At 64.1% G+C, this 26,306-nt stretch carries 23 protein-coding genes; 6 read left to right on the top strand and 17 right to left on the bottom strand.

Features of this window, described 5'->3' with window-relative positions; genetic code table 11:
• Positions 1–373 precede the first annotated feature (373 nt).
• The 6 genes from purU to G7Z99_RS06630 form a co-directional block, all read right to left on the bottom strand.
• Positions 374–1,231, bottom strand: a complete 858-nt coding sequence (purU, locus tag G7Z99_RS06655) for a formyltetrahydrofolate deformylase (RefSeq protein WP_181092774.1) — start codon at positions 1,229–1,231, stop codon at positions 374–376.
• Positions 1,232–1,242: 11 nt separating this feature from the next.
• Positions 1,243–1,875 carry a sarcosine oxidase subunit gamma gene (locus tag G7Z99_RS06650; RefSeq protein ID WP_181092773.1) on the bottom strand — a complete coding sequence of 211 codons (633 nt, stop codon included), beginning with the start codon at positions 1,873–1,875 and terminating at the stop codon, positions 1,243–1,245.
• A 173-nt stretch (positions 1,876–2,048) separates the two neighbouring features.
• Positions 2,049–5,066: a sarcosine oxidase subunit alpha gene (locus tag G7Z99_RS06645; protein ID WP_181092772.1), complete on the bottom strand. Its 3,018-nt coding sequence runs from the start codon at positions 5,064–5,066 to the stop codon at positions 2,049–2,051.
• On the bottom strand, positions 5,063–5,398 hold the full coding sequence (locus tag G7Z99_RS06640; protein ID WP_060392195.1) for a sarcosine oxidase subunit delta: 336 nt from the start codon (positions 5,396–5,398) through the stop codon (positions 5,063–5,065). The genes G7Z99_RS06645 and G7Z99_RS06640 overlap by 4 nt, the downstream gene beginning before the upstream one ends.
• A 15-nt stretch (positions 5,399–5,413) precedes the next feature.
• Positions 5,414–6,664, bottom strand: a complete 1,251-nt coding sequence (locus tag G7Z99_RS06635) for a sarcosine oxidase subunit beta family protein (RefSeq protein ID WP_060392194.1) — start codon at positions 6,662–6,664, stop codon at positions 5,414–5,416.
• A 15-nt stretch (positions 6,665–6,679) separates the two neighbouring features.
• Complete coding sequence (locus G7Z99_RS06630; RefSeq protein WP_181092771.1) at positions 6,680–7,933, bottom strand: serine hydroxymethyltransferase; 1,254 nt, start codon at positions 7,931–7,933, stop codon at positions 6,680–6,682.
• A 346-nt stretch (positions 7,934–8,279) separates the two neighbouring features.
• Between G7Z99_RS06630 and G7Z99_RS06625 the strand changes: the two genes are divergently transcribed.
• Complete coding sequence (locus G7Z99_RS06625) at positions 8,280–9,320, top strand: threonine aldolase family protein (RefSeq protein WP_181092770.1); 1,041 nt, start codon at positions 8,280–8,282, stop codon at positions 9,318–9,320.
• Positions 9,321–9,515: 195 nt separating this feature from the next.
• Here G7Z99_RS06625 and G7Z99_RS06620 read toward each other — a convergent pair whose 3' ends face one another.
• From G7Z99_RS06620 to gbcB, 3 genes are all read right to left on the bottom strand, one after another.
• Complete coding sequence (locus tag G7Z99_RS06620) at positions 9,516–9,806, bottom strand: cell division protein ZapA (RefSeq protein WP_181092769.1); 291 nt, start codon at positions 9,804–9,806, stop codon at positions 9,516–9,518.
• Positions 9,803–10,033 (bottom strand): hypothetical protein, encoded by a 231-nt coding sequence (locus G7Z99_RS06615; RefSeq protein WP_181092768.1) that lies wholly within the window; start codon positions 10,031–10,033, stop codon positions 9,803–9,805. The genes G7Z99_RS06620 and G7Z99_RS06615 overlap by 4 nt, the downstream gene beginning before the upstream one ends.
• A 200-nt stretch (positions 10,034–10,233) precedes the next feature.
• Positions 10,234–11,334 carry a glycine-betaine demethylase subunit GbcB gene (gbcB, locus tag G7Z99_RS06610; RefSeq protein WP_181092767.1) on the bottom strand — a complete coding sequence of 367 codons (1,101 nt, stop codon included), beginning with the start codon at positions 11,332–11,334 and terminating at the stop codon, positions 10,234–10,236.
• A gap of 294 nt (positions 11,335–11,628) precedes the next feature.
• Between gbcB and gbcA the strand changes: the two genes are divergently transcribed.
• Positions 11,629–12,921, top strand: coding sequence for a glycine-betaine demethylase subunit GbcA (gene gbcA, locus G7Z99_RS06605; protein ID WP_181092766.1), 1,293 nt, complete (start codon positions 11,629–11,631; stop codon positions 12,919–12,921).
• Between the two features lie 36 nt (positions 12,922–12,957).
• On the opposite strand, the gene G7Z99_RS06600 is transcribed toward gbcA, so the two are convergent.
• The 7 genes from G7Z99_RS06600 to G7Z99_RS06570 all read right to left on the bottom strand — a co-directional run bounded on the left by G7Z99_RS06600 (position 12,958) and on the right by G7Z99_RS06570 (position 21,744).
• The gene (locus tag G7Z99_RS06600) at positions 12,958–13,836 is read right to left on the bottom strand and encodes an RHS repeat-associated core domain-containing protein (protein WP_181092765.1); all 879 of its coding nucleotides are present in this window, start codon (positions 13,834–13,836) and stop codon (positions 12,958–12,960) included.
• Between the two features lie 88 nt (positions 13,837–13,924).
• Positions 13,925–14,695 carry an electron transfer flavoprotein subunit beta gene (gene etfB / locus G7Z99_RS06595; RefSeq protein WP_181092764.1) on the bottom strand — a complete coding sequence of 257 codons (771 nt, stop codon included), beginning with the start codon at positions 14,693–14,695 and terminating at the stop codon, positions 13,925–13,927.
• 10 nt (positions 14,696–14,705) lie between these two features.
• Positions 14,706–15,938, bottom strand: coding sequence for an electron transfer flavoprotein subunit alpha (gene etfA, locus G7Z99_RS06590; RefSeq protein WP_181092763.1), 1,233 nt, complete (start codon positions 15,936–15,938; stop codon positions 14,706–14,708).
• Entirely contained in the window at positions 15,938–17,893 is a 1,956-nt protein-coding gene (gene dgcB / locus G7Z99_RS06585) for a dimethylglycine demethylation protein DgcB (RefSeq protein ID WP_181092762.1), read from the bottom strand. The genes etfA and dgcB overlap by 1 nt, the downstream gene beginning before the upstream one ends.
• A 188-nt stretch (positions 17,894–18,081) precedes the next feature.
• Entirely contained in the window at positions 18,082–20,142 is a 2,061-nt protein-coding gene (dgcA, locus tag G7Z99_RS06580) for a dimethylglycine demethylation protein DgcA (RefSeq protein ID WP_181092761.1), read from the bottom strand.
• Positions 20,143–20,158: 16 nt separating this feature from the next.
• The gene (locus G7Z99_RS06575) at positions 20,159–20,689 is read right to left on the bottom strand and encodes a DUF5943 domain-containing protein (RefSeq protein WP_060392182.1); all 531 of its coding nucleotides are present in this window, start codon (positions 20,687–20,689) and stop codon (positions 20,159–20,161) included.
• Between the two features lie 77 nt (positions 20,690–20,766).
• Positions 20,767–21,744, bottom strand: coding sequence for a dipeptidase (locus G7Z99_RS06570; protein WP_060392181.1), 978 nt, complete (start codon positions 21,742–21,744; stop codon positions 20,767–20,769).
• A 251-nt stretch (positions 21,745–21,995) separates the two neighbouring features.
• Between G7Z99_RS06570 and G7Z99_RS06565 the strand changes: the two genes are divergently transcribed.
• The 4 genes from G7Z99_RS06565 (at position 21,996) to G7Z99_RS06550 (ending at position 24,742) form a co-directional block, all read left to right on the top strand.
• Positions 21,996–22,769, top strand: a complete 774-nt coding sequence (locus G7Z99_RS06565) for a hypothetical protein (protein ID WP_181092760.1) — start codon at positions 21,996–21,998, stop codon at positions 22,767–22,769.
• A 48-nt stretch (positions 22,770–22,817) separates the two neighbouring features.
• Positions 22,818–23,531: a hypothetical protein gene (locus G7Z99_RS06560; protein ID WP_181092759.1), complete on the top strand. Its 714-nt coding sequence runs from the start codon at positions 22,818–22,820 to the stop codon at positions 23,529–23,531.
• A 137-nt stretch (positions 23,532–23,668) separates the two neighbouring features.
• Positions 23,669–24,064, top strand: coding sequence for a lysozyme inhibitor LprI family protein (locus tag G7Z99_RS06555; protein ID WP_181092758.1), 396 nt, complete (start codon positions 23,669–23,671; stop codon positions 24,062–24,064).
• 420 nt (positions 24,065–24,484) lie between these two features.
• Entirely contained in the window at positions 24,485–24,742 is a 258-nt protein-coding gene (locus tag G7Z99_RS06550) for a hypothetical protein (RefSeq protein ID WP_181092757.1), read from the top strand.
• Between the two features lie 214 nt (positions 24,743–24,956).
• Here G7Z99_RS06550 and G7Z99_RS06545 read toward each other — a convergent pair whose 3' ends face one another.
• Positions 24,957–26,063 (bottom strand): choline metabolism transcriptional regulator GbdR, encoded by a 1,107-nt coding sequence (locus G7Z99_RS06545; protein ID WP_181092756.1) that lies wholly within the window; start codon positions 26,061–26,063, stop codon positions 24,957–24,959.
• Positions 26,064–26,306: the final 243 nt, after the last annotated feature.

Genomic DNA, 26,306 nt, shown 5'->3' with positions numbered 1-26,306 from the left:
GCGCCGCGCTGTCGCGCAGAGAACATGGCTATCGCGGTCACCTGTGGGAGATTCTATGGTTTCTGCCAAGTGCGAATGTGGGCCCTGGCGGGCCCAATCGCGGCACAGGGGCCGCTCCTACACCCGTTGCCTCACCGCGGGGTTGCAGGCTATCGCGGTCACCTGTGGGAGCGCCCCAGTGCCGCGATTGGGCCCGGAGGGCCCACAAAATCCTGAAATTACTCCCTTTAAAATCAACGAGAGATTTTATGTTCATGGGAACGGGCTTGCCCGCGATGGCATCGGTACAGCCTCCATGCGCCAGCCTGCGCGGGCCCATGTCCTGCAGGCAACCTATCGCCTCTCACCCTCGATGCAGACCCGACACTACCCCCTACAGCACCACCGTCCGATTGGCATTGAGGAACACGCGCTTCTCGATGTGATACCCCACCGCGCGTGCCAACGTCAGGCACTCGATGTCGCGCCCCTTGGCGATCAGGTCCTCGGGGTAGTCGCTGTGGTCCACGGTCTCGACGCCCTGGGCGATGATCGGGCCCTCGTCCAGGTCGTTGTTGATGTAGTGCGCCGTGGCGCCGACCATCTTCACACCTTTGTTGTACGCCTGGTGGTAGGGCTTGGCACCCTTGAAACCCGGCAGCAGCGAGTGATGGATGTTGATCGCCCAGCCATCGAGCCGACGGCACAGCTCGGGTGACAGCACCTGCATGTAGCGGGCGAGGATCACCAGCTCGGCACCGGTCTCCTCGATCACGCGCAGCACCTGGCGCTCTTGTCCGGGTTTGTCGTTGGGGTCGAGCGCGAAGTGGTGGTAGGGAATCTTATGCCACTGGGCCAGGGGCTCGAGGTCAGGGTGATTGGAAATCACCGCGACCACGTCCATGCCCAGTTGACCGATGCGTTGCCGGTACAGCAGATCGTTCAGGCAGTGGTCGGCCTTGGACACCATGATCACCACCTTGGGGCGGTGATTGGGCGCGGTCAGCTCGAAGCCCATGCCGAAGCTCGCACTGCGCTCGCCGAGGCCTGCACGGAACGCGGCCTCGTCGAAGCCAGCGGGTTGGCGGAACTCCACACGGATGAAGAAGCGGCCGGACAGCCGGTCGTCGAACGAGTGGTGTTCGGTCACATAGCACTGTTGCTCGTGCAGAAAACGCGTCACCACATCGACGGTGCCGAGCATGCTTTGGCAGTCGGCGGTCAGGATCCAGGTATCCGGTGCTCGGCTCATCGGTGTTCTCCTCAGGCCTCGATGGTCAGGCCGTACTCGGCCGACGCGTCCTGCAGCCACAGCCACCAGTAGTCGGCGAAGCTGCGACGGATCATCAGCTCCCAGGTGTCCTCGGCGGTGCGGCGGATCACCAGCTGCGACTTGGCGAACACGGTGCCGACGGCCTTGCCGACCGGGAAGTTGTTCGGGTGCACGTCATAGCTGGTGGACTTCATCAGCACGTCGCGCACGTTCGGGCCGCGCAGCTCCAGCAGGGTCTGCCCACCGCTGACGTTGACCACCTGGATGTGCTGGCCTTCGAGGGCGGCACGCAGCTTCTGTTCGGCCTCGAGCTCTTGACCGCCGGGAACGATCAGCAGCCACTCGTCCGGCCCGACCCATTGCAGCGAGGTCTCGCCGTCGGCCACCACGGTCAGGGCGACCGGCAGCTCCAGGCCCAGGGCCTTCTGCACACCTGCGGCGAACGCCGGGTTGTGGCCGTCGCCACGCAGGGTCAGGTGGCCGAGGAATTTCTTTTCACGCAGGGTGACGCCGGCGTTCTGGCGGCCCTTGCCGACCAGGCTGGCCAGGTCGGCATGGTGCAGCGGGGTCTGGGCCTTGACGTCGGCGCCGGGGTTTTGCTGGTAGACGTTGATCGCACTCATTTTTTACCTGCCTTGAATTCTGGATTCGACCGCAGTGCCTGGGATGTCGAGGCTTGCGCAGGCGCAGGCGGACCCGCAAAAGAAGGCGGTGGCTTGGACACCGCCTTCGCGGGCAAGCCCGCGCCTACAAGAAGCCTCGATCATGCGCCAGGCACCGGTGGGTGCCGGGGGCCTCAGACGTTCTGACGTTCACCTTTCGGGTCGAAGAAGACCGAGGACACGATCTCCGCCTCGCTCACGCTGCCGTCCGATTGCGACACCCAGATGCGTTCGCCCATGCGCTTGAGGCCACCCTTGACCACGCCCATCGCGAAGGAGTACCCCAGCGAGTTGTGGGCATAGCTGGAGGTGATGTGACCCACCATCTCCTGGGGCATCGGCTGCTGCGGATCGAGGATGATCTGTGCGCCTTCGGCCAGCCACTTGGTCGGGTCCAACGGCTTGATGCCCACCAGTTGCTTGCGGTCATCGCGCAGGCAGTCCTGACGGTTCATGCCACGCAGGCCGATCCAGGAGAACGGCTTGTTGCGGCCGACGCACCAGCTCATGTTCAGGTCGTCCGGGTTCATCGAGCCGTCGGTGTCCTGACCGACGATGATGAAGCCCTTCTCGGCCCGCAGCACGTGCATGGTCTCGGTGCCGTATGGCGTCAGGTTGTACTGCTTGCCGGCTTCGACGATCTTTTCCAGGACGCCCATGGCGTAGTTGGCCTGGATGTTGACTTCGTACGACAGCTCGCCGGTGAACGAGATCCGGAAGACCCGTGCCGGTACACCGCCGACCAGCCCTTCCTTCCAGGTCATGAACGGGAAGGCGTCCTTGTCCAGGTCGATGTCGGTGACCTCGGCCAGCAGCTTGCGGCTGTTGGGGCCGGACAGGGTCAAGGTGGCCCAGTGGTCGGTGACCGAGGTGAAGTACACCTTCAGCTCCGGCCATTCGGTCTGGTGGTACAGCTCCAGCCATTGCAGCACGCGGGCGGCGCCGCCGGTGGTAGTGGTCATCAGGAAGTGGTTGTCGGCCAGACAGGCAGTGACGCCGTCGTCGAAGACCATGCCGTCTTCCTTGCACATCAGGCCGTAACGGGCCTTGCCCACATCGAGCTTGGTCCAGGCGTTGGTGTACACGCGGTTGAGGAATTCACGCGCGTCCGGGCCCTGGATGTCGATCTTGCCCAGTGTCGAGGCATCGAGCAGGCCGACGCTGTCACGCACGGCCTTGCACTCGCGGGCCACAGCGGTATGAATGTCTTCGCCCGCCTTGGGGAAGTACCACGGCCGCTTCCACTGGCCAACGTCCTCGAACTCGGCGCCGTTCTTCAGGTGCCAGGCGTGCAGCGCGGTGAAGCGCACCGGTTCGAAGATGTGCCCACAGTGGCGCCCGGCTACCGCGCCGAAGGTCACCGGCGTGTAGTTGGGGCGGAACATGGTGGTGCCCATCTGCGGGATGGTGATGCCCATCGAGCGCGCAGCGATGGCCAGGCCGTTGATGTTGCCCAGCTTGCCCTGGTCGGTGCCGAAGCCCAGCGCGGTGTAGCGCTTGACGTGCTCGACCGACTCGAAGCCTTCGCGGACCGCCAGTTCGATGGCCGCGGCGGTCACGTCGTTCTGCTGATCGACGAACTGCTTGGGCGCACGGGCGGTGCCCTTGTCGTGCGGGACCTGGAACAGCGCGACGGCAGCTTCTTCCTTGATCGCGACGGTTTTCGGCAAGGTGCCGACGACGGCCTTGAAGCCGGCTTCGTTGGCCGCGCGCACGCCGCCTTCGAACCCATCGGCCAGCACGTCGCCCAGAGCGTAGATGCCATTGACGCCACCCACGCAAACGCGTTTCTGCGGCGCATCGCCCGGCACGAAGCCGAGAATCTCTTCACGCCACACGGGACGCCCACCCAGGTGCGACGCCAGGTGGACCACCGGGCTGTAGCCACCGGAGGTGCCGACCAGGTCGCACTCGAGCCATTCGCCCGGGCTGGTGACCTGATGGCCCGGCACGTCGATGGCCGCCACGCGGGCACCAGTCACATGCTTGCCACCGCGGGTCTCGATCACGGCGCTGGAGGTGAGGATACGGATGCCTTTGGCACGCGCCGCCTCGACCAGCGAGCCGCGCGGGTTGTGGCGGGCATCGGCCACGGCCACCACCTGCAGACCGGCGTCGTGCCAGTCCAGGGCCACGCGGTAGGCATGGTCGTTGTTGGTCGACAGGACCAGCTTGCGGCCTGGCGCCACGCCATAACGGCGCACGTAGGTAGAGATCGAACCGGCCACCATGTTGCCGGGCAGGTCGTTGTTGCCGTAGACCAGTGGACGCTCCTGGGCGCCTGCTGCCAGCACCACGCGCTTGGCACGTACACGGTGGACGCGCTGACGGACCTGGCCGATCGGTGCGCGATCGCCAAGGTGGTCGGTCAGGCGCTCATGGATGGTCAGGAAGTTGTGGTCGTGGTAGCCGTTGACCGTGGCGCGTGGCAGCAGGGTCACTTCGGGCAGGGATTCCAGTTCGGCCACGGCAGCGGCGACCCACTCGGCAGCCGGTTTGCCATCGAGGGTTTCACGGCTGTCGAGCAGGCAACCGCCGAACTCTTCCTGTTCGTCGGCCAGGATCACCCGGGCGCCACTGCGCCCGGCAGCCAGGGCCGCCGCCAGGCCGGCAGGGCCGCCACCGACGATCAGCACGTCGCAGTGCTGGTTCATGTAGTCGTAGCTGTCCGGGTCGTTCTGCAACGGCGAACGGCCCAGGCCGGCGGCCTTGCGGATGTACTTCTCGTACGTCATCCAGAAGGACTTGGGGTACATGAAGGTCTTGTAGTAGAACCCGGGCGGCATCATGTTGCCGCCGACCTTGCCGATGATGCCCATCACGTCGGTGTTGACGTTCGGCCAGCCATTGGTGCTGGTGGCGACCAGGCCGGCGTACAGCGCCTGCTGGGTGGCACGCACGTTGGGGATCTGGGTCGCTTCGCTGGAGCCCAGCTGCAGGATCGCGTTCGGCTCTTCGGAGCCGGCCGCGATGATCCCGCGAGGACGCGAGTACTTGAAGCTGCGACCGACGATGTCGACACCGTTGGCCAGCAGCGCGGCGGCCAGCGTGTCACCGGCATAGCCCTGGTAGCTCTTGCCGTTGAAGGTAAAGTTCAGCACCTTGCTACGGTCGACGCGGCCACCGCTGGAGAGGCGATAGGTCTGGCTCATACGTTTTCTCCCCGTGCGTTGACGGCCGCCGACTGAGCGGGTGTGTGTTCGCGAGCGGCCATCTTCGGCTTCTCGCCAATCTTGTAGGATTCCAGGATCTCGTAGGTCTCGGTGTTACGCGTGACGTTGAAATACTGGCGGCAGCCGGCGACGTGGTCCCACAGCTCGTGGTGGATGCCACGGGGGTTGTCACGGAAGAACACGTATTCGCCCCACTCCGCATCGGAGCAGGCCGCCGGGTCCAGGGGGCGTGCGATGTGCGCCTGTCCGGAAGGATGGAATTCTTCTTCGGAACGCAGCTCGCCGCAGTGGGGACAGAAAATATGCAACATGAACGTTGTCTCCGATTAGTGGGCGACGGCGGCGGCGCCGTGCTCGTCGATCAATGCGCCGGTGTAGAAGCGATCCATCGAGAAGGGTTTGGCGATCGGGTGCATCTCGCCCTTGGCCAGGCTGGCCGCGAAGATGTTGCCCGAGCCTGGGGTGGCCTTGAAGCCACCGGTACCCCAGCCGCAGTTGAAGAAGAGGTTCTTGACCGGCGTCTTGGTGATGATCGGGCACGCATCCGGGCAGGTGTCGACGATGCCGCCCCACTGACGGTTCATGCGCACGCGCGAGAGGATCGGGAACATCTCGACGATGGCCTGGACGGTGTGCTCGATGACCGGGTACGACCCGCGCTGACCGTAGCCCACGTAGCCGTCGATGCCGGCGCCGATGACCAGGTCGCCCTTGTCGGACTGGCTGATGTAGCCGTGCACGGCGTTGGACATGATCACGCTGTCGATGATCGGCTTGATCGGCTCGGACACCAGGGCCTGCAAGGGGTGCGATTCCAGCGGCAGGCGGAAGCCGGCCAGGCGCGCCATGTGCCCGGAGTTGCCCGCGGTGACCACACCGACGCGCTTGGCGCCGATGAAGCCCTTGTTGGTCTCGACGCCGATGACCGCGCCGTTTTCCTTGCGAAAGCCAGTCACTTCGGTCTGCTGGATCAGGTCCACGCCCAGGGCGTCGGCGGCACGGGCGAAGCCCCAGGCCACGGCATCGTGACGGGCCACGCCGCCGCGGCGCTGCACGGTGGCGCCGAGGATCGGATAGCGGGTGTTCTTCGAGCAGTCCAGGTACGGGATCTCGGCCGCCACCTGTTCGGTGTTCAGCAGTTCGCCGTCGATGCCGTTGAGGCGGTTGGCGCTGACCCGACGCTCGGAGTCACGGATGTCCTGCAGGGTGTGGCACAGGTTGTACACGCCGCGCTGGGAGAACATGACGTTGTAGTTGAGGTCCTGGGACAGGCCTTCCCACAGTTTCATGGCGTGCTCGTACAGGCGGGCCGATTCGTCCCACAGGTAGTTGGAGCGCACGATGGTGGTGTTACGCGCGGTGTTGCCGCCGCCCAACCAGCCTTTCTCGATCACGGCCACGTTGGTGATGCCGTGTTCCTTGGCCAAGTAGTAGGCCGTCGCCAGCCCGTGACCGCCACCGCCGACGATGACCACGTCGTAGACTTTCTTCGGCGTCGGCGTGCGCCACATGCGCTGCCAGTTCTCGTGGTGGCTGAGGGAATGTTTGAGAAGGCCGAAGCCTGAAAAGCGTTTCATGATCAAAGCTCCCACTCAGCGGTAAACGGGGAAGTCCGCGCACAGGGCGGCGACGTTCCGGGCGACATCGGCTTCGACATCGGCATCGCCGAGGTTGTCGAGGATGTCGCAGATCCAGCCAGCCAGGGCCACGCATTGGGCGACCTTGAAGCCACGGGTGGTGACGGCTGGGGTGCCGATGCGCAGGCCGGAGGTGACGAACGGCGACTGCGGATCGTTGGGAACGGCGTTCTTGTTGACGGTGACGTGAGCACGGCCCAGGGCCGCATCGGCGTCCTTGCCGGTCAGACCCTGACGGATCAGGCTGACCAGGAACAGGTGGTTGTCGGTGCCGCCGGAGACCACGTCGTAGCCACGCTCGATGAAGACCTGGGCCATGGCCTGAGCGTTCTCGATGACCTGCTTCTGGTAGGTCTTGAACTCAGGCTCCAGGGCTTCCTTGAAGCACATGGCCTTGGCAGCGATGACGTGCATCAGCGGGCCACCCTGGGCACCGGGGAAGACTGCGGCGTTGAGCTTCTTCTCGATGTCCGGGTTGGACTTGGCCAGGATCAGGCCACCGCGTGGACCGCGCAGGGTCTTGTGGGTGGTGGTGGTGACCACGTCGGCGAACGGGATCGGGTTCGGGTACAGGCCGGCGGCGACCAGGCCGGCGACGTGGGCCATGTCGACGAACAGCAGTGCACCGACCTTGTCGGCGATCTCGCGGAAACGGGCGAAGTCCAGGGTCTTGGAATAGGCCGAGAAGCCGGCGACGATCATCTTGGGCGTGTGCTCGACGGCCAGGCGCTCGACCTCGTCGTAGTCGATCAGGCCGGTGGCGGTGTCGATACCGTACTGCACGGCGTTGTACAGCTTGCCGGACGACGAGACCTTGGCGCCGTGGGTCAGGTGACCACCATGGGCCAAGCTCATGCCCAGCAGGGTATCGCCCGGCTGCAGCAGGGCCAGGTACACGGCGCTGTTGGCCGACGAACCGGAGTGCGGCTGGACGTTGGCGTAGTCGGCACCGAACAGCTCCTTGGCGCGATCGATGGCCAGCTGCTCGACCTTGTCGACATGCTCGCAACCGCCGTAGTAACGCTTGCCCGGGTACCCTTCGGCATATTTGTTGGTCAGGCCGCTGCCTTGAGCCTGCATCACGCGCTTGCTGGTGTAGTTTTCCGAGGCGATCAGCTCGATGTGGTCTTCCTGACGCTGCTCTTCGGCATTGATCGCCGCCAGCAGTGCATCGTCGTAACCTTGAATCTGGTCTTGCTTGCTGAACATCTTGATTCTCCCGGCAGCGATCATTCTTGTCATTGAGGGCACTTCGACCCTTTGCGGCGATGGTAGGGCCGCGACGGGGTGTGGCAGATGCCTGCGCACGCCTTGCAATGGCGCGTTTACGACATTGCTCGGTCGAGACGACGGAACCTGGGGATGGACTGCCTGTCGGGCGTGTCGAGGCAAGGCATGCGCACAGCCTGGTATCGCGACATAAGGGCGCCGAAAAGGCCTTTGCCAGAGGGCCTGCGTCCGTCTTCATCCTGGGTGTCCAACAGGGGTCTGGGCGTGCGTAGGCAGAGGGCGGGCAATGGTTTAGAGTGCGTTTTCACCGTTCCGGGACTGGGTCATGAATAACAACAACCAGCAATTTGCCAGCGACAACTATTCCGGCATCTGCCCTGAAGCCTGGGCGGCGATGGAGCAGGCCAACCTCGGTCACGAGCGCGCTTACGGCGATGACCAGTGGACGCAACGCGCGGCCGATCATTTCCGGCAGTTGTTCGAAACCGACTGCGAAGTGTTCTTCGCCTTCAACGGGACGGCCGCCAACTCACTGGCCCTGGCCTCGCTGTGCCAGAGCTACCACAGCGTCATCTGTTCGGAGACCGCCCACGTCGAGACCGACGAATGCGGCGCGCCCGAGTTCTTCTCGAACGGCTCCAAACTGCTCACGGCAGCCAGCGTCGGCGGCAAGCTCACGCCCGAATCGATTCGTGAGGTGGCCAGCAAGCGTCAGGACATCCACTACCCCAAGCCCCGCGTGGTGACGCTCACCCAGGCCACCGAGGTGGGGACCGTCTACCGCCCGGACGAACTCAAGGCCATCAGCGCGACCTGCAAGGCGCTGGGCCTGAACCTGCACATGGACGGGGCACGGTTCAGCAATGCCTGCGCGTTCCTCGGCTGCACGCCGGCCGAGCTGACCTGGAAGTCGGGCGTGGATGTGCTGTGCTTCGGCGGGACCAAGAACGGCATGGCGGTGGGCGAGGCGATCCTGTTCTTCAACCATGACCTGGCAGCCGACTTCGACTACCGCTGCAAGCAGGCCGGCCAGCTGGCCTCGAAGATGCGCTTTCTGTCGGCGCCCTGGGTCGGGTTGCTGGAAGACGGCGCCTGGCTGCGCCATGCCCAGCATGCCAACCACTGCGCGCAGCTGTTGAGCCGCCTGGTGGCCGAGATCCCCGGGGTGAGCCTGATGTTCCCGGTCGAAGCCAACGGGGTGTTCCTGCAGATGCCGGAAACGGCCCTCGAGGCCTTGCGAGACAAAGGGTGGCGGTTCTACACCTTCATCGGCAGCGGCGGTGCGCGGTTCATGTGCTCCTGGGACATTCAGGTGGCGCGGGTGCAGGCGCTGGCGGCGGATATCCGGCAGGTCATGGCGGGTTGAGAGCTTCAGGAACTGACAGGATCGGGCTGGCCTGGCAAGAGTACTGTGGCGGGGCTGACGCTATCGCGGGCAAGCCCGCTCCCACCGGGTCTCTGTTTCAGGCACAGGGCACGGGCACTCTGGCCTGTGGGAGCGGGCTTGCCCGCGATGGCGCCCGTGCCGACACCGACGCCATGACCAGCGAGCCGATCGCCCTCAGCCCTCACCCAGCGTGCGACTGAGGGTCTGCACGGTGGCGCTGACCTGTTCCTGACAACGCTCGAGCGTCTGCTGGTGCTCACGCTGCAGGTCGATCTGGCGCGAGCACAGGTTGAGCGCGGCCAGGACCAGCAGCTTGTCGCCGATCAGGGTCGGGTACTGACGCTTGGTCTCGCTCAACGAGCGCTGAAGCATCTGCACGGCCTGCGCCAGCGTCTGCTCCTGGCCCTCGGGCGCCTTAATCGAGTAGTCGCTGCCGAGGATCGACACGACGTTGACCGAACTCATGCGCCGACGGTACCGGCGCTGGCGCGCGCGACCAGCGCCTGGATGCGCGCGGCGGTGGCACCGTGCTTTTCCTCGTGTTCCATCAACGCCAGCTGCAGCGTGTCGTTCTCTTCCTTGGACTGGGACAGCTCTTGCGTGAGCTGGGCGTTCTGCTCGGCCAGGCGGGCATTCTGCTGCACCAGGTCGCCGACCAGTTGTTCGAGGGTATTCAGGGATGCTTCCAACATTGCGCTATCTCGGTTGTTGCGGGGGCGCACACGATAAAGAAAAGCGCCCGTGCCTGCCATTAAATATCGGTAACATCTGTTACCCGGTGGGCACATGGACTCGAGCGCGCGCGTTGGGTTCCGGAGACGCCTGGCCGTCCGTCTAGAACCCAGCAGGAAAGAGACGCTGGCCACCCGCTGCCAGCGTGCAGAAAACGGCCTCAGTACTCGATGCGCACGTCACCCTTGGGCACGCTGCAGCACGACAGGATGTACCCTTCGGCTTCGTCTTCCTCGGTGATGCCGCCGTTGTGCTCCATGTCCACTTCGCCACCGAGCTTGAGCACCTTGCAGGTCCCGCAGATGCCCATGCCGCAGGCCTTCGGAATCATCAGGCCGACCTTGGCCGCCGCGGCATGCACGGTCTCGCCCGGGGCGATGCGAATGCTCTTGCCGCTGTCGACGAACTCCACCAGGTTCAGGTCCGCCGTCGGTACGTCCGGTGCGTCGGCTGCCTGCTCGGCATGCTCCACGGCGTCGGCCTTGGCCTCTGCCGGTGTCGCGCCGAAGGACTCCTCATGGTAACGCTTCATGTCGAAGCCTGCTTCTTCGAGCAGGCGCTTGACGGCGCTCATGTAGGGCGTCGGGCCGCAGCAGAAGATCTCGCGATCGAGGAAGTCCGGCGCCATCAGCTCCAGCAGGCGGTGGTTCAGATAGCCCCGGTAGCCGGCCCAGGGCTCACCCAGCCCGTGCTTCTCGCAGATGATGTGCAAGCCGAAGTTCGGCACGCGCGACGCCATCTGTTCCAGCTCGCGGTGGTAGATGATGTCCTTGGGCGAGCGTGCACTGTGCACGAAGACCATGTCGACGTTGGCGTTGGTGTCGTAGAACCAGCGTGCCATCGACATCACCGGCGTGATGCCCACACCGCCGCTGAGGTACAGCACCTTGGGCGCCGGGAAGTCGATGGCATTAAACAACCCCACCGGACCGTGCACGGCCAGCTCCTGGCCCTCGTGCAGGGTGTCGTGCAGCCAGTTCGAGACCTTGCCCCCCGGTACGCGCTTGATCGTCACCGAGAAACTGTAGGGTACCGACGGCGAGCTGGAGATGGTGTAGGAGCGCATCACCTGCTGGCCTTCGATCTCCAGTTCGAGGGTCACGAACTGCCCAGGTTTGAAGAAGAACATGATTGGCTGGTCGGCCATGAAACAGAAGGTCCGCACGTCCCAGGTTTCCTGGATGACCTTGACGCAGCGCACGACGTGGCGGCCATTGGCCCAGGTCTGGGTGGTGACCGGATTGAGGAAAGGATTGGACATGTTCGTCTCCAACAGCCGACAACGGCATTTTTTATGCGTCGATGATGCGCAAGCCCGACAGGCCGCACTTGCCTATCTACGACGTCGGCGTGCTTATCGCGACCAGCCTTGTGCGGCAAGGGCTGGCGCGTCGGGAACGGATTCGGCCATGTCGCCCATGGATACGGATCGGGACGGCGGCGAACGCACACTCCACCGCAAATGAACACGCTGTTTCCTGTAAACAGCCTTGCGGCACAACAAGAACGATTAGCCACTTTTCGTTGGCCGCCTGCGGCCAAGAGGACCGATACGATGGACGTCACCGCAACCCTGAGCCTGGGCGATCCACTGGAACCTGCACGCAAGGCTACCGCCGAGATGCTGCAGACCCGCGAGCGCACCTACTCGCTGCCACAGCCGTTCTACACCGACGAGCGCCTGTTCCAGATCGACATGCAGGAGATCTTCCACAAGGAGTGGCTGATCGCTGGCATGACCTGTGAGATCCCGGCCAAGGGCAATTACATCACCCTGCAGATCGGCAAGAACCCGATCCTGGTGGTGCGCGGCACCGAAGGCAAGGTGCATGCCTTCCACAACGTCTGCCGTCACCGCGGTTCGCGCCTGTGCGTCAGCGACAAGGGCAAGGTGGCCAAGCTGGTCTGCCCGTACCACCAGTGGACCTACGAGCTCGATGGTCGCCTGCTGTTCGCCGGCACCGAGATGGGCACCGACTTCGACATGGCCCAGTACGGCCTCAAGCCGGTCAACGTGAAGGTCGCCGGTGGCTACATCTTCATCAGCCTGGCCGAGAACCCGCCGGCGATCGACGAGTTCCTGGCCACGCTCGACCACTACATGGAACCGTACGACATGGAGAACACGAAGGTCGCGGTACAGACCCAACTGTTCGAGAAGGCCAACTGGAAGCTGGTGTTGGAAAACAACCGCGAGTGCTACCACTGCAACGGCTCGCACCCCGAGCTGCTGCAGACCCTGCTGGAGTTCGACGACACCAACGATCCACGTGCCAGCCAGGAATTCAAGGACCAGGTCGCGGCCTGTTCCGCCGCCTGGGAAGCCGAGAAGATTCCGTACCTGCACAAGAGCCACGGCCTGCGTAACCGCATCGTGCGCATGCCGCTGCTCAAGGGCACCGTGTCGATGACCATGGACGGCAAGCCGGCGTGCAAGAAGCTGATGGGCCGCATTCAGAACCCGGACCTGGGCTCGATGCGCATCCTGCACCTGCCGCATGCCTGGAACCACTGCATGGGCGATCACATGATCGTCTTCACCGTCTGGCCGATCAGCGCCCAGGAGTCGATGGTCACCACCAAGTGGCTGGTGCACAAGGATGCCGTCGAAGGCGTCGACTACGACCCGGCGAACATGCGCAAGGTGTGGGACGCCACCAACGACCAGGACCGTCGCCTGGCCGAGGAGAACCAACGCGGCATCAACTCCACGGCCTACCAGCCGGGGCCGTACTCCAAGACCTACGAGTTCGGTGTGGTGAACTTCATCGACTGGTACAGCGAGCGGGTGTTGAACAACCTCGGGGCTGAGCCTGCGCCCTATCTCAAGGAAGTTAAGACGCAGTGATGGCACCGCCCCATTCCTCTGGGAATGGGGCATGTCTCACACATGCTGTGCAGGATCGCGAATCTCCTGCCCCCTTGCCGTGTTCTCCCAATAATGGCTCAGCCATCCGCGCACGTGCATGTACGAGCGCGAAACACCTCTGCCCATGGCTACCATGGCGCTCGTGACACCTTCGACCACCAGACCGACACCTGAGGCCTGGTAGACAGATTCGCCCAACACGCCCATGCGTGATATTCCATGCATGCCTGCCTGCCGCCACCACTGCGTGAAAATCGGTTTGGCCAGGAGTCCAGTTCCCGCCGTTACCAATACCGCACCCGCCGTGAGATAAGCCGCAGCGTGAGTTGCAATGGGACTGGTTGGCGCACTGGGCAGCCCTCCTACCAGCGACATTGACCGTGCCGCTATCGCCAACGTTCCGGCTCCCAGGAAATGCCCAGTATTGGCCACTCGCGCACTCAGTGGTTGAGAGGGTGGGGGTAGACTTTGAATCAAGGCGACACGACGCCTGACGATGCCGGCGGCGGTCCGGTTGATGGCGGACAGCCCGGTCGCCGCACTCGCGAGAAAGGCCGTACCCTGCACCATCGCCGGAAGCCACTGTTGACCGGAAGGATCCTTTCGACCAATGGGGTCGCCGCCACAATAGGCATACGCGTTGATGCCGCCCGCACCGAAAGGGCTTAACGTATCCGCCGAGTGAAACCGCATCAGGACCGGGTTGAATGTCCGTCGACCATTGCCCAGATGGTCATGACCTGTGAGGGGATCGCGAGGCTCACCGTTGAATGCCAGTGAAAGGCCTGAACCCTGAGCGCTGAAACCGTAGGCCGTATAAAGCCTGCCAGAGCGTGCCAAGGCCGTTGTCACACGGTCAGGCAGCGGGTTTCTTGAGATACGTCCAGAGTTCATAGGGCCTCCTCGCTCGACATGCAATCTAGCGAAAAGGCCCCGGTGTGGAAACTGATAGAACTGCCAGGTGAAGCTTCGTCAGGCGCCGTCAGCGCACGACACCCTCCTCCACCAGCAATTTGATGATGGCCTGCGCCGCCTCCTGCGGTGAAGCATCCTTGAGCACCTTGCCACCGCCCCCACTGGCCTTGGCCGTCGCCGCTTTCATCCGGTCAGCGCCGCTCTTGGCCTTGATCACCTTCAGGCGCTTGGGTCGTGGCTTGGCCGGTTGCAGCTCGGCCTCGGCCAGCAGGTCGTCTTCTTCGATCGCTGCGGTGCGTGCGGCCAGCACGCCTCGTCGTGCCGGACCGAAGGCACTCTGGCGCGGTTTGGGCGCAGCGGTGTCGACGGTCGCCAGCACGGGCAGCCGTACCTTGAGACGTCGCCGCTGCCCTCGAGGCAATGCCTGAAGGACGTGCGCGGTGCCATTCTCGATCGACTCTACCTCCGCCAGGCCGACCACCAATGGCCAACCCAGGCGCTCGGCGAGCAGGAACGGCAGCATGCCCGAGCCCTCGCCGGTTTCGGCCTGGCTGCCAGTCAGTACCAGTTGCGCACCGGCCTCTCTCAGGTAATCGGTCAGCACGCCCAGCACGTCCGCCCCGGCGGGCTGCTCGAGTACGTCCAGATGGTCCAGGCCCATCCCCAGGTAACCGCGCAAGGCCTCTTCGCGAGGATCGCCGGCATGCACGACCTGCAGTGTTTCCCCAGCCAGTTGCAGGCCCAGTTCCACGGCCCGTGCATCCTGCTCGGCGCGCCGAGCGCGACCTGAGCCTGGGTGCGAACCGATCGACACCAGGCTGATGACTTTGGTCTTCATGCTTGCCTCCTCAGGCTGCGTCACGCTGCTCGTTTCCACGTAACGCCTGAACCGCTTCGATCAGTGCCTGGAGCACCGCCGTGCTGTCGCCGATGATCGAAAGATCCGCGCGCTTGATCATGTCGCACCCCGGGTCCATGTTGATCGCCACCACCTTCTCGCAGGCACCGATGCCTTGCAGGTGCTGGACAGCCCCGGAAATCCCCACGGCCACGTAGACCCGCGCCGTGACCCAGGTACCGGTCGCGCCGACCTGGCGGTTGCGTGGCATGAAGCCGTCGTCGACCGCCACTCGTGAAGCGCCCTCGGTCGCCCCCAGTGCGGCGGTAGCCCGGTGGAACAGGTCCCAGTCCTTGACGCCATTGCCGCCGGACACGATGAACTCCGATTCGGCCATGGCGATGGAGGCAGGGTCGACCGCGACCGACCCGAGGTCTTCGATGCGTGACAGGCTGCGTGGCACCTGTACGGAAAGCTCCACCGGCAGCGCCTCGTGACGCGTTTCGCTGACAGGCTCGGCGCACTCGGGCGCAGCCAGGATCACCCGCGGCACACTGCGCTGCAGGTCCTGCTGCCCGGCACCGGCACGCCCGATGCACTGGCCGTCCTTGACCTGCCAGACGCGCGTCGCCGGCCGCTCGCCCAGCGTCGCCGACAGGCGTCGCCCCAGCTCGCCGCCACTGCCGCGGCTGTCCGGCAGCAGCCAGTGCCGCGGCGAGAACTGGTTATCCACTGCACGCAGGCCTTGCACCAGTTGCTCAGGCGCATAGCCTTGGTATTGGTCACCTTCGATCAGCAGCAGGCGGTCGACGCCTGCGGTGTCGAAGTGGTTCTCCTTGTGCTCGCCGAACACGATGGCCAGAACCGCGCCCTCGTTGCCTGCCAGGCTGCGCGCCAGGCCCAGCACGTCGCGATCGTAGGCGCCCAGGCGTCCGCCGATCATGTCAGGCACCACGGCGACGTAGAACGCAGGGTTCAGTACCTGATGCAACGGCAACTGCACGTCGGCGGCTGCGCCACGGCGTGTGCCCCCTACAGTGCCCTGCTGGGCACCACTGCGGTCGATGCGCTTGAGGCCGTTGGGGCCCATGAACCCCGCCGCGATGGCATGGGTGTTCTTGCGCATCACGCCATTGGGGCCCATCCATTGGGTCTGCTGCGTCTGCATCGCCGCATGCAGCGGGTGCAGACGGTTACGGGCAATCCACTCGACCCGTGGGTCGCGACGAATGATATCGCTCATCAGTGCACCTCCGCGAGTTCAGGCTTGGCGGGCGCAGCCTGGCGTGCCGAGGCCGGGGCTTCGCCCTCGATCAGCACGTCGGCCACCAGTTCGGCCAGGTCCTTGATCTGTGGCCGAGGTTCGACCACACCTTCGAGCATGGCCGTGCATTGCGGGCATCCGACCGCGACCACCTCGGCCTGGGTTTCACGAATGTCTTCCATGCGCATGTCGGGAATCCGCTGCTTGCCGGGGATGTCGGTGATCGGCGCACCGCCGCCACCGCCGCAGCAGCGTGAGCGGAAGCCCGAACGCTCCATCTCGCGGACCTCGATGCCCAGGGCACGCAGGACCTCGCGCGGGGCCTCGTATTCACCGTTGTAGCGGCCCAGGTAGCACGGGTCGTGATAGGTCACGCTGCCGCCCTTGTGCTGCCCGAGGTTGAGCTTGCCGGCCGCGATCAGTTCGGCGATGTAGGTGCTGTGGTGCTGCACCTGGTACTCGCCGCCCAGGGCGCCGTATTCGTTCTTGAGCACGTGGAAGCTGTGCGGATCGCAGGTGACGATGCGCTGGAAGCTGTACTTGCTCAAGGTCTGGATGTTGCGCTTGGCCAGTTGCTGGAACGTCGCCTCGTCGCCCAGACGGCGGGCCACGTCGCCGCTGTCACGCTCTTCCAGACCGAGAACGGCGAAGTCCACGCCAGAGGCCTTGAGGACTTTGACGAAGGCGCGCAGGGTGCGCTGGTTGCGCATGTCGAACGCGCCATCACCGACCCAGAAGAGCACCTCGGTGCGCTTGACCTCGCCGAGCAATTGCATGTTCAGGTCGGCGGCCCAGTTCATCCGTCCGCCCGGGTTGAAGCCGCCCGGGTTGTCGGTGGCGATCAGGTTTTCCAGCACCTCGGCGCCCTTGTTCGGCGTGGCGCCTTTTTCCAGCGTCAGGTGCCGGCGCATGTCGACGATGGCATCGACGTGCTCGATCATCATCGGGCATTCCTCGACGCAGGCACGGCAGGTGGTGCACGACCACAGCGTCTCGGCATCGACCAGGCCGTTGACGATCGGCTGGTGCGGGCCACCGCCGTGCTCGCCGATCGGTTTGCCAGGGTACGGGCTGCCGGCGAACCGGGCATCGGTGCCACCGGCCAGGCCCACGACCATGTCCTGGATCAGCTTCTTCGGGTTGAGCGGCTGACCGGCGGCGAACGCCGGGCACATCGCCTCGCAGCGACCGCACTGCACGCAGGCGTCGAAGCCCAGCAGCTGGTTCCAGGTGAAGTCGGCCGGCTTTTCCACGCCCAGCAGGGCGTTGGGGTCTTCCAGGTCGATCGGCTTGAGCCCGCTGGAGCGGCCACCCCCGAAACGTTCGGGGCGACGGTGCCAGGCCAGGTGCAGGGCACCGGCGAAGGCGTGCTTCATCGGCCCGCCCCAGGTCATGCCGAAGAACATCTCGGACACGCCCCAGAACACGCCCAGGCACAGCAGGCCGACCAGAATCCAGCCGCCGGTGCCGGCCGGCAGGATGCCCGCCACCGGCAAGGTGGCGACGAAGAAGGTCGCAGCGAACACCAGCAGGCTCTTGGGCAGCCGCATCCACGGCCCTTTGGACAGGCGGGCCGGCGGGTTCACGCGGCGCTTGTAGACGAAAAGGGCACCCGTGAACATGACGGCCGTGGCCACCAGCAGCGCGTAGCCGAGGATCTGGCTCTGCAGGCCGAAGCCGTACACCGCGATGGCCAGCAGGGCCGACAATACGAAGCCGCCTGCGGTGGCCACGTGGGTATTGGAGATGTACTTGTCGCGCCCGACCACATGGTGCAGGTCGACCAGGTAGCGACGTGGCACGGCCAGGAGGCCGCCGAGCACGTTCACCTTGGACGGACGGCCACGGCGCCACATGCGCATGCGGCGCACGGCCCCCAGCACGGCCAGTGCCAGTGCGGCGAACAGGAGGATGGGTATCAGGGTGTTCAACATGGGAGGCTCCCACAACAACTGCGATTGCGCGCCGCGCTCGAGGGCGACGCTGACCCCTGTGGGAGCGGGCTCGCCCGCGAATGCGTCAGATCAGACAACACCGTTGCGTGTACTGGCACATCGCGGGCAAGCCCGCTCCCACAGAGGAACCAATCCCGTCCGTCAGGACGGGGTCGATACGGACGCGATCAGAAGTCCTTGCACAACCGCAGGCCGTCGTAGATCGCCGCATGCACGTTACGCTGGGCCACGCAGTCGCCGATGCGATACAGCAGGTAGCCTTCGCCCGGTTGCGACAGGATCGGCTGTGGCTGGATGGCGAACAGCGCCTCGACGTCGATCTGGCCCTTGTTGCGCGAACCGTCCTTGAGGGCGTAGTACAGCGCCTCGTCGGGCCGCACGCCGTTCTCGATCACCACCTGGTCGACCACACGCTCTTCGCGGCCGCCGGTGTATTCGTTCTCGAGCACCGCCACCAGCTTGTCGCCCTCGCGGTAGACCTTTTCCAGCATCATGTCGCCGGTCATGATCACTTCCTTGGGGTACATGCTGCGGTAGTACGTCGGGAAGGTCGTCCCGCCCATGGCCACGCCCGGCTTGATGTCGTCGGTGACGATCTCGACCTGGCTGCCCTTGTCGGCGATGAAGTCGGCGGTGGACATGCCGGTGAACTCGCAGATGGTGTCGTAGACCAGCACGTTCTTGCCCGGTGCGACCTTGCCGTCCAGCACGTCCCAGCTGCTCACCACCAGGCCTTCTTCAGCACCCCAGTGCGGGTTCTGCTCGACGAACGGGTGACCGCCGACGGCCAGCACGATGATGTCCGGACGCAGGTCCTTGATCGTGTCGACATCCGCGGCAGTGCCCAGGCGCAGATCGATCTTCAGGCGGGCGAACTCCAGCTGGTACCAGCGGGTGATACCGGCGATCTGGTCGCGTTGCGGCGCCTTGGCGGCGATGGTGATCTGCCCGCCGATCTGCTCCTTCTTCTCGAACACGGTCACGTCGTGGCCACGTTCAGCCGCGACCCGTGCAGCTTCCATCCCGGCAGGGCCAGCACCGACCACCACCACCTTGCGCTTGGGCCCGGTGGATTTCTCGATGATGTGCGGCACGCCCATGTACTCACGGGAGGTCGCGGCGTTCTGGATGCACAGCACGTCCAGACCCTGGTACTGACGGTCGATGCAGTAGTTGGCACCGACGCACTGCTTGATCTGGTCGACCTGGCCCATCTTGATCTTGGCGATCAGGTGCGGGTCGGCCATGTGCGCGCGGGTCATGCCGACCATGTCGACGTAGCCGCCTTCGAGGATGCGCTGTGCCTGGTTCGGGTCCTTGATGTTCTGCGCGTGCAGGACCGGGACCTTGACCACTTCCTTGATGCCGGCCGCCAGGTGCAGGAACGGCTCCGGCGGGTAGCTCATGTTGGGAATGACGTTGGCCAGGGTGTTGTGCGTGTCGCACCCCGAGCCGATCACGCCGAAGAAATCGACCATGCCGGTGGCATCGTAGTACTTGGCGATTTCCTTCATGTCTTCGTGGCTGAGGCCGTCCGGGTGGAACTCGTCACCACAGATGCGCATGCCGACGCAGAAGTCGTCACCGACCTCGGCGCGCACGGCCTTGAGCACTTCCAGGCCGAACTTCATGCGGCCCTCGAAGCTGCCGCCCCATTCGTCGGTCCGCTTGTTGACGCGCGGGCTCCAGAACTGGTCGATCATGTGCTGGTGCACGGCCGACAGTTCGACGCCATCGAGGCCGCCTTCCTTGGCACGGCGCGCCGCCTGGGCGTAGTTGCCGATCACCCGCCAGATTTCCTCGGGCTCGATGGTCTTGCAGGTGGCCCGGTGCACGGGTTCACGGATACCGGACGGCGACATCAGGGTCGGCCAGTTGAAGCCGTCCCAGCGCGAACGCCGCCCCATGTGGGTGATCTGAATCATGATCTTGGCGCCATGCTTGTGCATGGCATCGGCCAAGTTCTGGAAATACGGGATGATCCGGTCGGTCGACAGGTTCACCGACGCCCACCATTCCTGGGGGCTGTCGATGGCTACCACGGACGATCCACCGCAGATCGCCATGCCAATGCCGCCCTTGGCCTTCTCTTCGTAGTACTTGACGTAACGATCGGTGGTCATCCCGCCGTCGGTGGCGTACACCTCGGCGTGGGCGGTACTGAGCACACGGTTACGGATGGTCAGTTTGCCGATCTGGATCGGCTGGAACATTGCTTCGAAGGCCATGACGCGTTCTCCGGCTTTACAACGGCTTCGTTACGAACAGGCCATCTTCGTGACCTTCTTCAGAGCCACCGTAGACCTGCTCGGCCACGGTGCGAATCGAGCTGCCACGGGCAGCGAGGATCTGGTCCATGGCACCGGCGAACCAGCCGGTGAACATGTAGTCGACCTTGCGGCCGACTTTGCCGTACACGTACACGAACGCCGAATGCTTGAGCTTGACGCTGCACGTGCCCTTGTCCAGGTCGATGTCCTGGATCTCGAACAGGCCCCAGCCGCGCTGGGACAGGCGCTTCATGTAGTGCTCGAACACCGCCACGCCTTCCAGGCCATGGCACTCGGCTTCTTTTTCACACCAGTGCCAGGCGGACTTGTAGCCGGCCTTGTAGAGGATCTCGGCGTACTTGTCGGCACCCAGGACCTCTTCGATGCCCATGTGGTTGTTGACGAAGAAGTGACGTGGGACGTACAGCATCGGCAAGGCATCGGAGGTCCAGACGCCAGTCTCGCTGTCGACTTCGATGGGCAATTGCGGGGCGATCTTGGCCATGGAAACCTAACTCCAGAATTATTGTTGGATGAGAGCGCCCTGGCACGGCGGCCAAGGCTGAAACGTGGGGTGAGGGTTTATTCGCCCCAGACGTCGCGCAGCACGTTGACCCAGTTCTCGCCCATGATCTTGCGCACCACCCGCTCCGAGTGGCCGCGCTTGAGCAGGGTCTCGGTGAGGTTGGGGAACTCGCCGACGGTACGGATGCCCAGCGGGTTGATGATCTTGCCGAAGTTGGTCAGGCGGCGGGCGTAGCCCTTGTCGTGGGTCAGGTACTCGAAGAAGTCCTTGCCATGGCCTTGGGTGAAGTCGGTCCCGATACCGATCGCGTCCTCACCGACGATGTTCATCACGTACTCGATGGCTTCGGCGTAGTCGTCGATGGTCGAATCGATGCCCTTGGCCAGGAACGGCGCGAACATGGTCACGCCGACGAAGCCGCCGTGATCGGCGATGAACTTCAGTTCTTCGTCGGACTTGTTGCGAGGGTGATCCTTCAGGCCCAGGGGCAGGCAGTGGGAGTAGCAGACCGGCTTCTTCGACTCGAGGATGACTTCCTCGGAGGTCTTGGAGCCGACGTGCGACAGGTCGCACATGATGCCGACGCGGTTCATCTCGGCGACGATCTCGCGACCGAAACCCGACAGGCCGCCATCACGCTCGTAGCAACCGGTGCCGACCAGGTTCTGGGTGTTGTAGCACATCTGCACGATGCCCACGCCCAGCTGCTTGAAGATCTCCACGTAGGCGATCTGGTCTTCGAACGCATGGGCGTTCTGGAAACCGAAGAGGATGCCGGTCTTGCCCTGCTCCTTGGCCTTGCGGATGTCGGCCGTGGTGCGCACTGGCATGACCAGGTCGCTGTTCTCGCGGATCAGCTTCTGGCTGGCGGCGATGTTGTCCACGGTCGCCTTGAACCCTTCCCATACCGACACCGTGCAGTTGGCGGCGGTCAGGCCGCCCTTGCGCATGTCTTCGAACAGTTCACGGTTCCACTTGGCGATGATCAGACCGTCGATGACGATGCTGTCGGCGTGTAATTCGGCTGGGCTCATCAGGCTGTCCCCTTCTTATCGATCTTGGTCGCGCCGCGAGTGCATGGGCGCTTTGGAGGCCAGCATATGCCTGCGCGACCGACGAACAGGATGCAAAAACGACAGGGGGTTTGCCGAAAGCGTCAATCGTCGATTCGGGGCGCTGCCGAACGTCTGGCTCGCGCTGAAACGCCTCCCTCTGGGATGTCCGGCATGGCCGCAGCATGCTGATCGGGCCGTATACGAACGGCACATCCACAAGGAGACTTACCATGCTGCAATCCGAAGCCATCGACTACTTCTCGGCAATCGAACTGGCGCCTGCACCCCAGCGCTCGACCTTCAATACCCTGCTATCCACGCCTCCCAACGGTCTGCCTGGCGACCTGGTGCATGCGGGCAGGGACAATGGGGCCGTGATTGGCGATGCGGTCGTCGGCCTGACCGATCGCTTGTCCGAACAGAACGCCAAGGACGTCATGAACTGCGTGTCCCTTGCCCAGCAGGTCGCCAACCAGAGGGCCAACAAGGAAACGCATCTTGGCCAATGGTGCGACGCGTATTTCGAAGTGCTCAGGTACGCCGGCTGGAACACTCGCAACTACGCGCGTCAACGCTACTCGCCTTCGGCGCGCAGCTTCTCCATGGACCAGATTGCCCTGGAAATCATCCAGGCGGCCAGCCAGGGGCAGCTTGCCTTCGTCGAAATGGCACGCCGGGCGTTCGGTGCATTGGAGAGCAATGAAAAGGCCCTGAACATTCTGGAAAACAACAGCGCGTCCGAGACGTTCGCCACCTTCCAGACCCTGCCTTGCACGGAAACCCGTTCGGGTACACCAGCGATGATCATGACGTGCATCGACTTCAAGAAACGGGTCAGACAACGCAAGGTGCTGTTCTTCCGCTTCAACCGGACCGACGTCGACATCTACCGCGCGGCCACGCAGATCGAGTTGAACACCTCCCACTACGCCAGGATCCGCAACCAGATCGAAGACAAACTCTACATGGGCGCCCAGGACTTCTTCGCCAATATCGAATTGTGAACCCCAGGTGTGCCGACGCGTTCGACACACCGCCTAAAGGACGTCTCTATGCCTGCCCCCCACTGTTACATCAATGCTGCGCAGATCGTGGTCTTTTCACCGTCGATCGCTGCCACGCTGAAAGCCGATCTTCTGCACTCGTCCCTGCTGGCTCAGTTATTGGCCGACAAGGCAGCTTTCACCACGCTGAGCGATTGGCACCACCGCTACACGAGCGCCCTGGCGCGGACACAATGGATGCGCATGAGCGCCACGGTCCATTCGATCACGCCAGACGAACCTGTCGTCACGCTGACGGAAATGATCGACGCATCAAGCCTGCCGTCCTCCGCCAAGGCCATGCTGCGCCATACCCTGGATGCCTTGCGCCAGCCTGCCAACGCATCGGCACTGTCCATCTTGCGCAATGCCGTCTGCAAACCCCATGACGGCCTGCCGTCGCACAACCTGTGGTTCGAGCTGGTCCAGGTGACCGACGCCTCCGACATCCGGACGTTCGCGCTGACCGTGGAAGCGCCTGGAGCGGCCCTGACGCCCGACACGTCGGACCACGTATTCGATACGATGCCTGAGGGCGCGCGCTTCACGCTGCGCACCAGTCAGTTCGAACTCATGCCCACTTACGATGGCATCAGGACGAAGGTCATCCGGGCACTCGGCGACAAGGCGAACCGGTATACGGCCGTGGTCGAAAGCAGCCATGACATGCCGCCTGTGCCCAAGCCTTCAGTCCCGGCGCTCGACAATTTCACCGTGAGATGACGTGCGATGCTCAACTTGCCGTAGCGCGCACTACGCGCGCGGCAAGCCTGCGGATGAAAACGCATGCACCCTGCTATTCAATGGACGGGGCTTACGCGAGAATCGCGCTTCTTTCACGGCAATCTGGAGAACGACGGATGAAACGTATGGCAGGCCTGGCCCTGATGGGTTGTCTGTTGAGCGCCCACGCGGCGCAGGACGAGAGCACGCCGTGCGATACGGTCGAGAACGACCGACAGGCCTATGCGTGTGCGGCTTTCAACCAGCAGACGGCAGAGCGTGAACTCAAGGCAGCGTTCGAAGAACTGCTGCAACGGGTCGCCGAGCAATACCCCGAGGCCCAGGCAAAGACGCTAATGACCCGCCTGACTGCAGCCGACACCTTGTGGCGCCAGGTGCGCAAGGCTGATTGCGACGCCGAAACCGGCAGCCTGGAGCCGGACAGTCAGCCTTATCAGGCCGCGTGGAACAACTGCCTGGCCCAACACAGCGATGACCGCTCCGAATACCTGCAATCGATCCTGCAGCCGTAGAGACCAGGCTTCTGCGTCGCTTGCGCACACCTTGCCTCAGCCTTTCCTTGCGGCGCCTGCGAAGGTACAGACGTCGCTCCTTGCAGTGACGGCATCGCCAGATGCTCAGGCGTATGCCCCAGGTATCGGGGCACCGGGCAACATGACGGATACGGTAAAAAAATGGCCCCGAAAGCCGTGAGCGTCCGGGGCCAAGCGCGAGCACTGTCCACGATGCACGAACGAGGGTGACCAAGCCCTTCGGTGCGGTCGATGCATGCAGTGTGGTCACTTGCCGAGCGACCGGTTTAGCCGGAAACGACCTGTTCTTAGTCAAAGCGGCCATGCGCGTACGTCAGGGTTGCGGGCCTGTCGCTGTCGACACAGAATCGGTCGCAAACAACAGCAGTACGCGCTCAGCGATCGACGAGGGAAACAGCCATGATGCATGCGGATTTGATTGACCAGGACGACCTGGCAGGCCACCTGCGCTCGCGCGGGTTCGACATCCCGGCCGGCGCCAGCGCCGAACAGGCCTGCGAGACGGTGGTACGGGGCCTGACCGACGCCAACGCCCGTGCGCTCAAGGACGTGGTCGAGGCCATGTACACCAGCAGTGCGACGATTCTGCCGGCGGTGCGCCAGGCGATCGACAAACAGTTGCTGCCCGCCTTGGCGCAGTTCAAGACCCGCAGCTGAAACAGCGACCTGGCCTTGGCGGATGCTTCTGCCAAGGCGCGGGTTTTCAGGCGGCGCTCGCCGTACCCTCTTCCCTGCCCTCTTGGCGCCGATGCAGCGCCTGCACCGGCCTCATCGCGGGCAAGCCCGCACACGATGACTGCGGCGCTGACCGCTCAGCGCGTCGCCACCCTTCTGTGGGAGCGAGCTTGCCCGCGATGCAGGCACCGCCGTTCTACAACCTCACGCTGGCGAAGGTCGACTCGTTGCGCGCCTGGCTCAAGGCCGCCATCGGCCCGCTGTGCGGAGACAGCACCATGGCTTGCGGGATCGGCATCATCGCCACCTGCTGGGTGGTGTTCGAACCGACACGCTCGTCACGTGGCGGAATGCCGAAGTACTCCCGGTAGCACTTGGAGAAGTGCGGCGTGGAGACGAAGCCGCAGACCGACGCCACCTCGATGATCGACATGGGCGTCTGCTTGAGCAACTGCCGCGCGCGGATCAGGCGCAGCTTGAGGTAGTAGCGCGAGGGCGAGCAGTGCAGGTACTTCTGGAACAGACGCTCCAGCTGCCGGCGCGACACCGACACGTACACGGCCAGCTCGTCGAGGTCGATCGGCTCTTCCAGGTTGGCCTCCATCAGGGCGACGATTTCCTGCAGCTTCGGCTGATTGGTGCCGAGCATGTGCTTGAGCGGCACGCGCTGGTGATCCTGTTCGTTGCGGATACGCTCGTAGACGAACATTTCCGAGATCGCGGCCGACAGCTCACGGCCATGGTCGCGGCTGATCAGGTGCAGCATCATGTCCAGTGGCGCGGTACCGCCGGAGCTGGTGAAGCGATTACGGTCGAGGGTGAACAGGCGAGTGCTCATGTTGACCCGTGGGAAGGCTTCCTGCATCGCGGCCAGACACTCCCAGTGCACGCTGCAATCGAACCCGTCCAGCAGCCCGGCGCAGGCCAGTGCCCAGCTGCCGGTGCAGACCGCGCCAAGGCGGCGCGACTGGCGCGCCTGGGTCTGCAGCCAGCTCACGTGCTCGCGGGTCACGGCGCGCTGGATCCCGACGCCTCCGCAGACGATGATCGTGTCCATGGGCGGCGCGCTGTGCATGGAGGCATCCGGCGTGATCTGCAAGCCGTCGCTGGCCCAGACCTGTCCGCCATCCAGGGTCAGGGTGTGCCAGCGATACAGCTCGCGCCCCGACAGTTGGTTGGCCATGCGCAGCGGCTCGACGGCCGAAGCCAGGGAGATGAGCGTGAAATTGTCCAGCAGCAGAAAGCCGATGGACTGAGGGGCTGCGCGGTTCTGGTTCTGGCTTCCGGAGGTGTACGACGTCATCGCGATTTCTCCACACAATGCAGGGTGTGCCTCAGGCGGGCACTGTTTCTTGTCAGGGCCCCGATTCGTCTGCGGGGCTTTGTCAAACACGACGCAAATGTCGTGCCTGAGATTGAACGGTCGTCCAAAAAATCCTGAAAACGACCATGCAGTCAGTTTGTAGGCGGTTTCGACAGGGCCTGTAATCCTTTGCTAACCCTTGCGCTAGCGCGTTTCCTTACCGTTAGTGAGCATTTAAGTAGC

The organism is Pseudomonas entomophila, from assembly GCF_013523165.1.
Lineage (GTDB): Bacteria > Pseudomonadota > Gammaproteobacteria > Pseudomonadales > Pseudomonadaceae > Aquipseudomonas > Aquipseudomonas entomophila_A.
This window is presented reverse-complemented; position numbering and strand designations above follow the sequence as displayed.

Excerpts from the sequence above, each read along its gene's own strand:
- purU (WP_181092774.1), bottom strand. The coding sequence starts at position 1,231 with ATGAGCCGAGCACCGGATACCTGGATCCTGACCGCCGACTGCCAAAGC.
- G7Z99_RS06650 (WP_181092773.1), bottom strand. The coding sequence starts at position 1,875 with ATGAGTGCGATCAACGTCTACCAGCAAAACCCCGGCGCCGACGTCAAG.
- G7Z99_RS06645 (WP_181092772.1), bottom strand. The coding sequence starts at position 5,066 with ATGAGCCAGACCTATCGCCTCTCCAGCGGTGGCCGCGTCGACCGTAGC.
- G7Z99_RS06640 (WP_060392195.1), bottom strand. The coding sequence starts at position 5,398 with ATGTTGCATATTTTCTGTCCCCACTGCGGCGAGCTGCGTTCCGAAGAA.
- G7Z99_RS06635 (WP_060392194.1), bottom strand. The coding sequence starts at position 6,664 with ATGAAACGCTTTTCAGGCTTCGGCCTTCTCAAACATTCCCTCAGCCAC.
- G7Z99_RS06630 (WP_181092771.1), bottom strand. The coding sequence starts at position 7,933 with ATGTTCAGCAAGCAAGACCAGATTCAAGGTTACGACGATGCACTGCTG.
- G7Z99_RS06625 (WP_181092770.1), top strand. The coding sequence starts at position 8,280 with ATGAATAACAACAACCAGCAATTTGCCAGCGACAACTATTCCGGCATC.
- G7Z99_RS06620 (WP_181092769.1), bottom strand. The coding sequence starts at position 9,806 with ATGAGTTCGGTCAACGTCGTGTCGATCCTCGGCAGCGACTACTCGATT.
- G7Z99_RS06615 (WP_181092768.1), bottom strand. The coding sequence starts at position 10,033 with ATGTTGGAAGCATCCCTGAATACCCTCGAACAACTGGTCGGCGACCTG.
- gbcB (WP_181092767.1), bottom strand. The coding sequence starts at position 11,334 with ATGTCCAATCCTTTCCTCAATCCGGTCACCACCCAGACCTGGGCCAAT.
- gbcA (WP_181092766.1), top strand. The coding sequence starts at position 11,629 with ATGGACGTCACCGCAACCCTGAGCCTGGGCGATCCACTGGAACCTGCA.
- G7Z99_RS06600 (WP_181092765.1), bottom strand. The coding sequence starts at position 13,836 with ATGAACTCTGGACGTATCTCAAGAAACCCGCTGCCTGACCGTGTGACA.
- etfB (WP_181092764.1), bottom strand. The coding sequence starts at position 14,695 with ATGAAGACCAAAGTCATCAGCCTGGTGTCGATCGGTTCGCACCCAGGC.
- etfA (WP_181092763.1), bottom strand. The coding sequence starts at position 15,938 with ATGAGCGATATCATTCGTCGCGACCCACGGGTCGAGTGGATTGCCCGT.
- dgcB (WP_181092762.1), bottom strand. The coding sequence starts at position 17,893 with ATGTTGAACACCCTGATACCCATCCTCCTGTTCGCCGCACTGGCACTG.
- dgcA (WP_181092761.1), bottom strand. The coding sequence starts at position 20,142 with ATGGCCTTCGAAGCAATGTTCCAGCCGATCCAGATCGGCAAACTGACC.
- G7Z99_RS06575 (WP_060392182.1), bottom strand. The coding sequence starts at position 20,689 with ATGGCCAAGATCGCCCCGCAATTGCCCATCGAAGTCGACAGCGAGACT.
- G7Z99_RS06570 (WP_060392181.1), bottom strand. The coding sequence starts at position 21,744 with ATGAGCCCAGCCGAATTACACGCCGACAGCATCGTCATCGACGGTCTG.
- G7Z99_RS06565 (WP_181092760.1), top strand. The coding sequence starts at position 21,996 with ATGCTGCAATCCGAAGCCATCGACTACTTCTCGGCAATCGAACTGGCG.
- G7Z99_RS06560 (WP_181092759.1), top strand. The coding sequence starts at position 22,818 with ATGCCTGCCCCCCACTGTTACATCAATGCTGCGCAGATCGTGGTCTTT.
- G7Z99_RS06555 (WP_181092758.1), top strand. The coding sequence starts at position 23,669 with ATGAAACGTATGGCAGGCCTGGCCCTGATGGGTTGTCTGTTGAGCGCC.
- G7Z99_RS06550 (WP_181092757.1), top strand. The coding sequence starts at position 24,485 with ATGATGCATGCGGATTTGATTGACCAGGACGACCTGGCAGGCCACCTG.
- G7Z99_RS06545 (WP_181092756.1), bottom strand. The coding sequence starts at position 26,063 with ATGACGTCGTACACCTCCGGAAGCCAGAACCAGAACCGCGCAGCCCCT.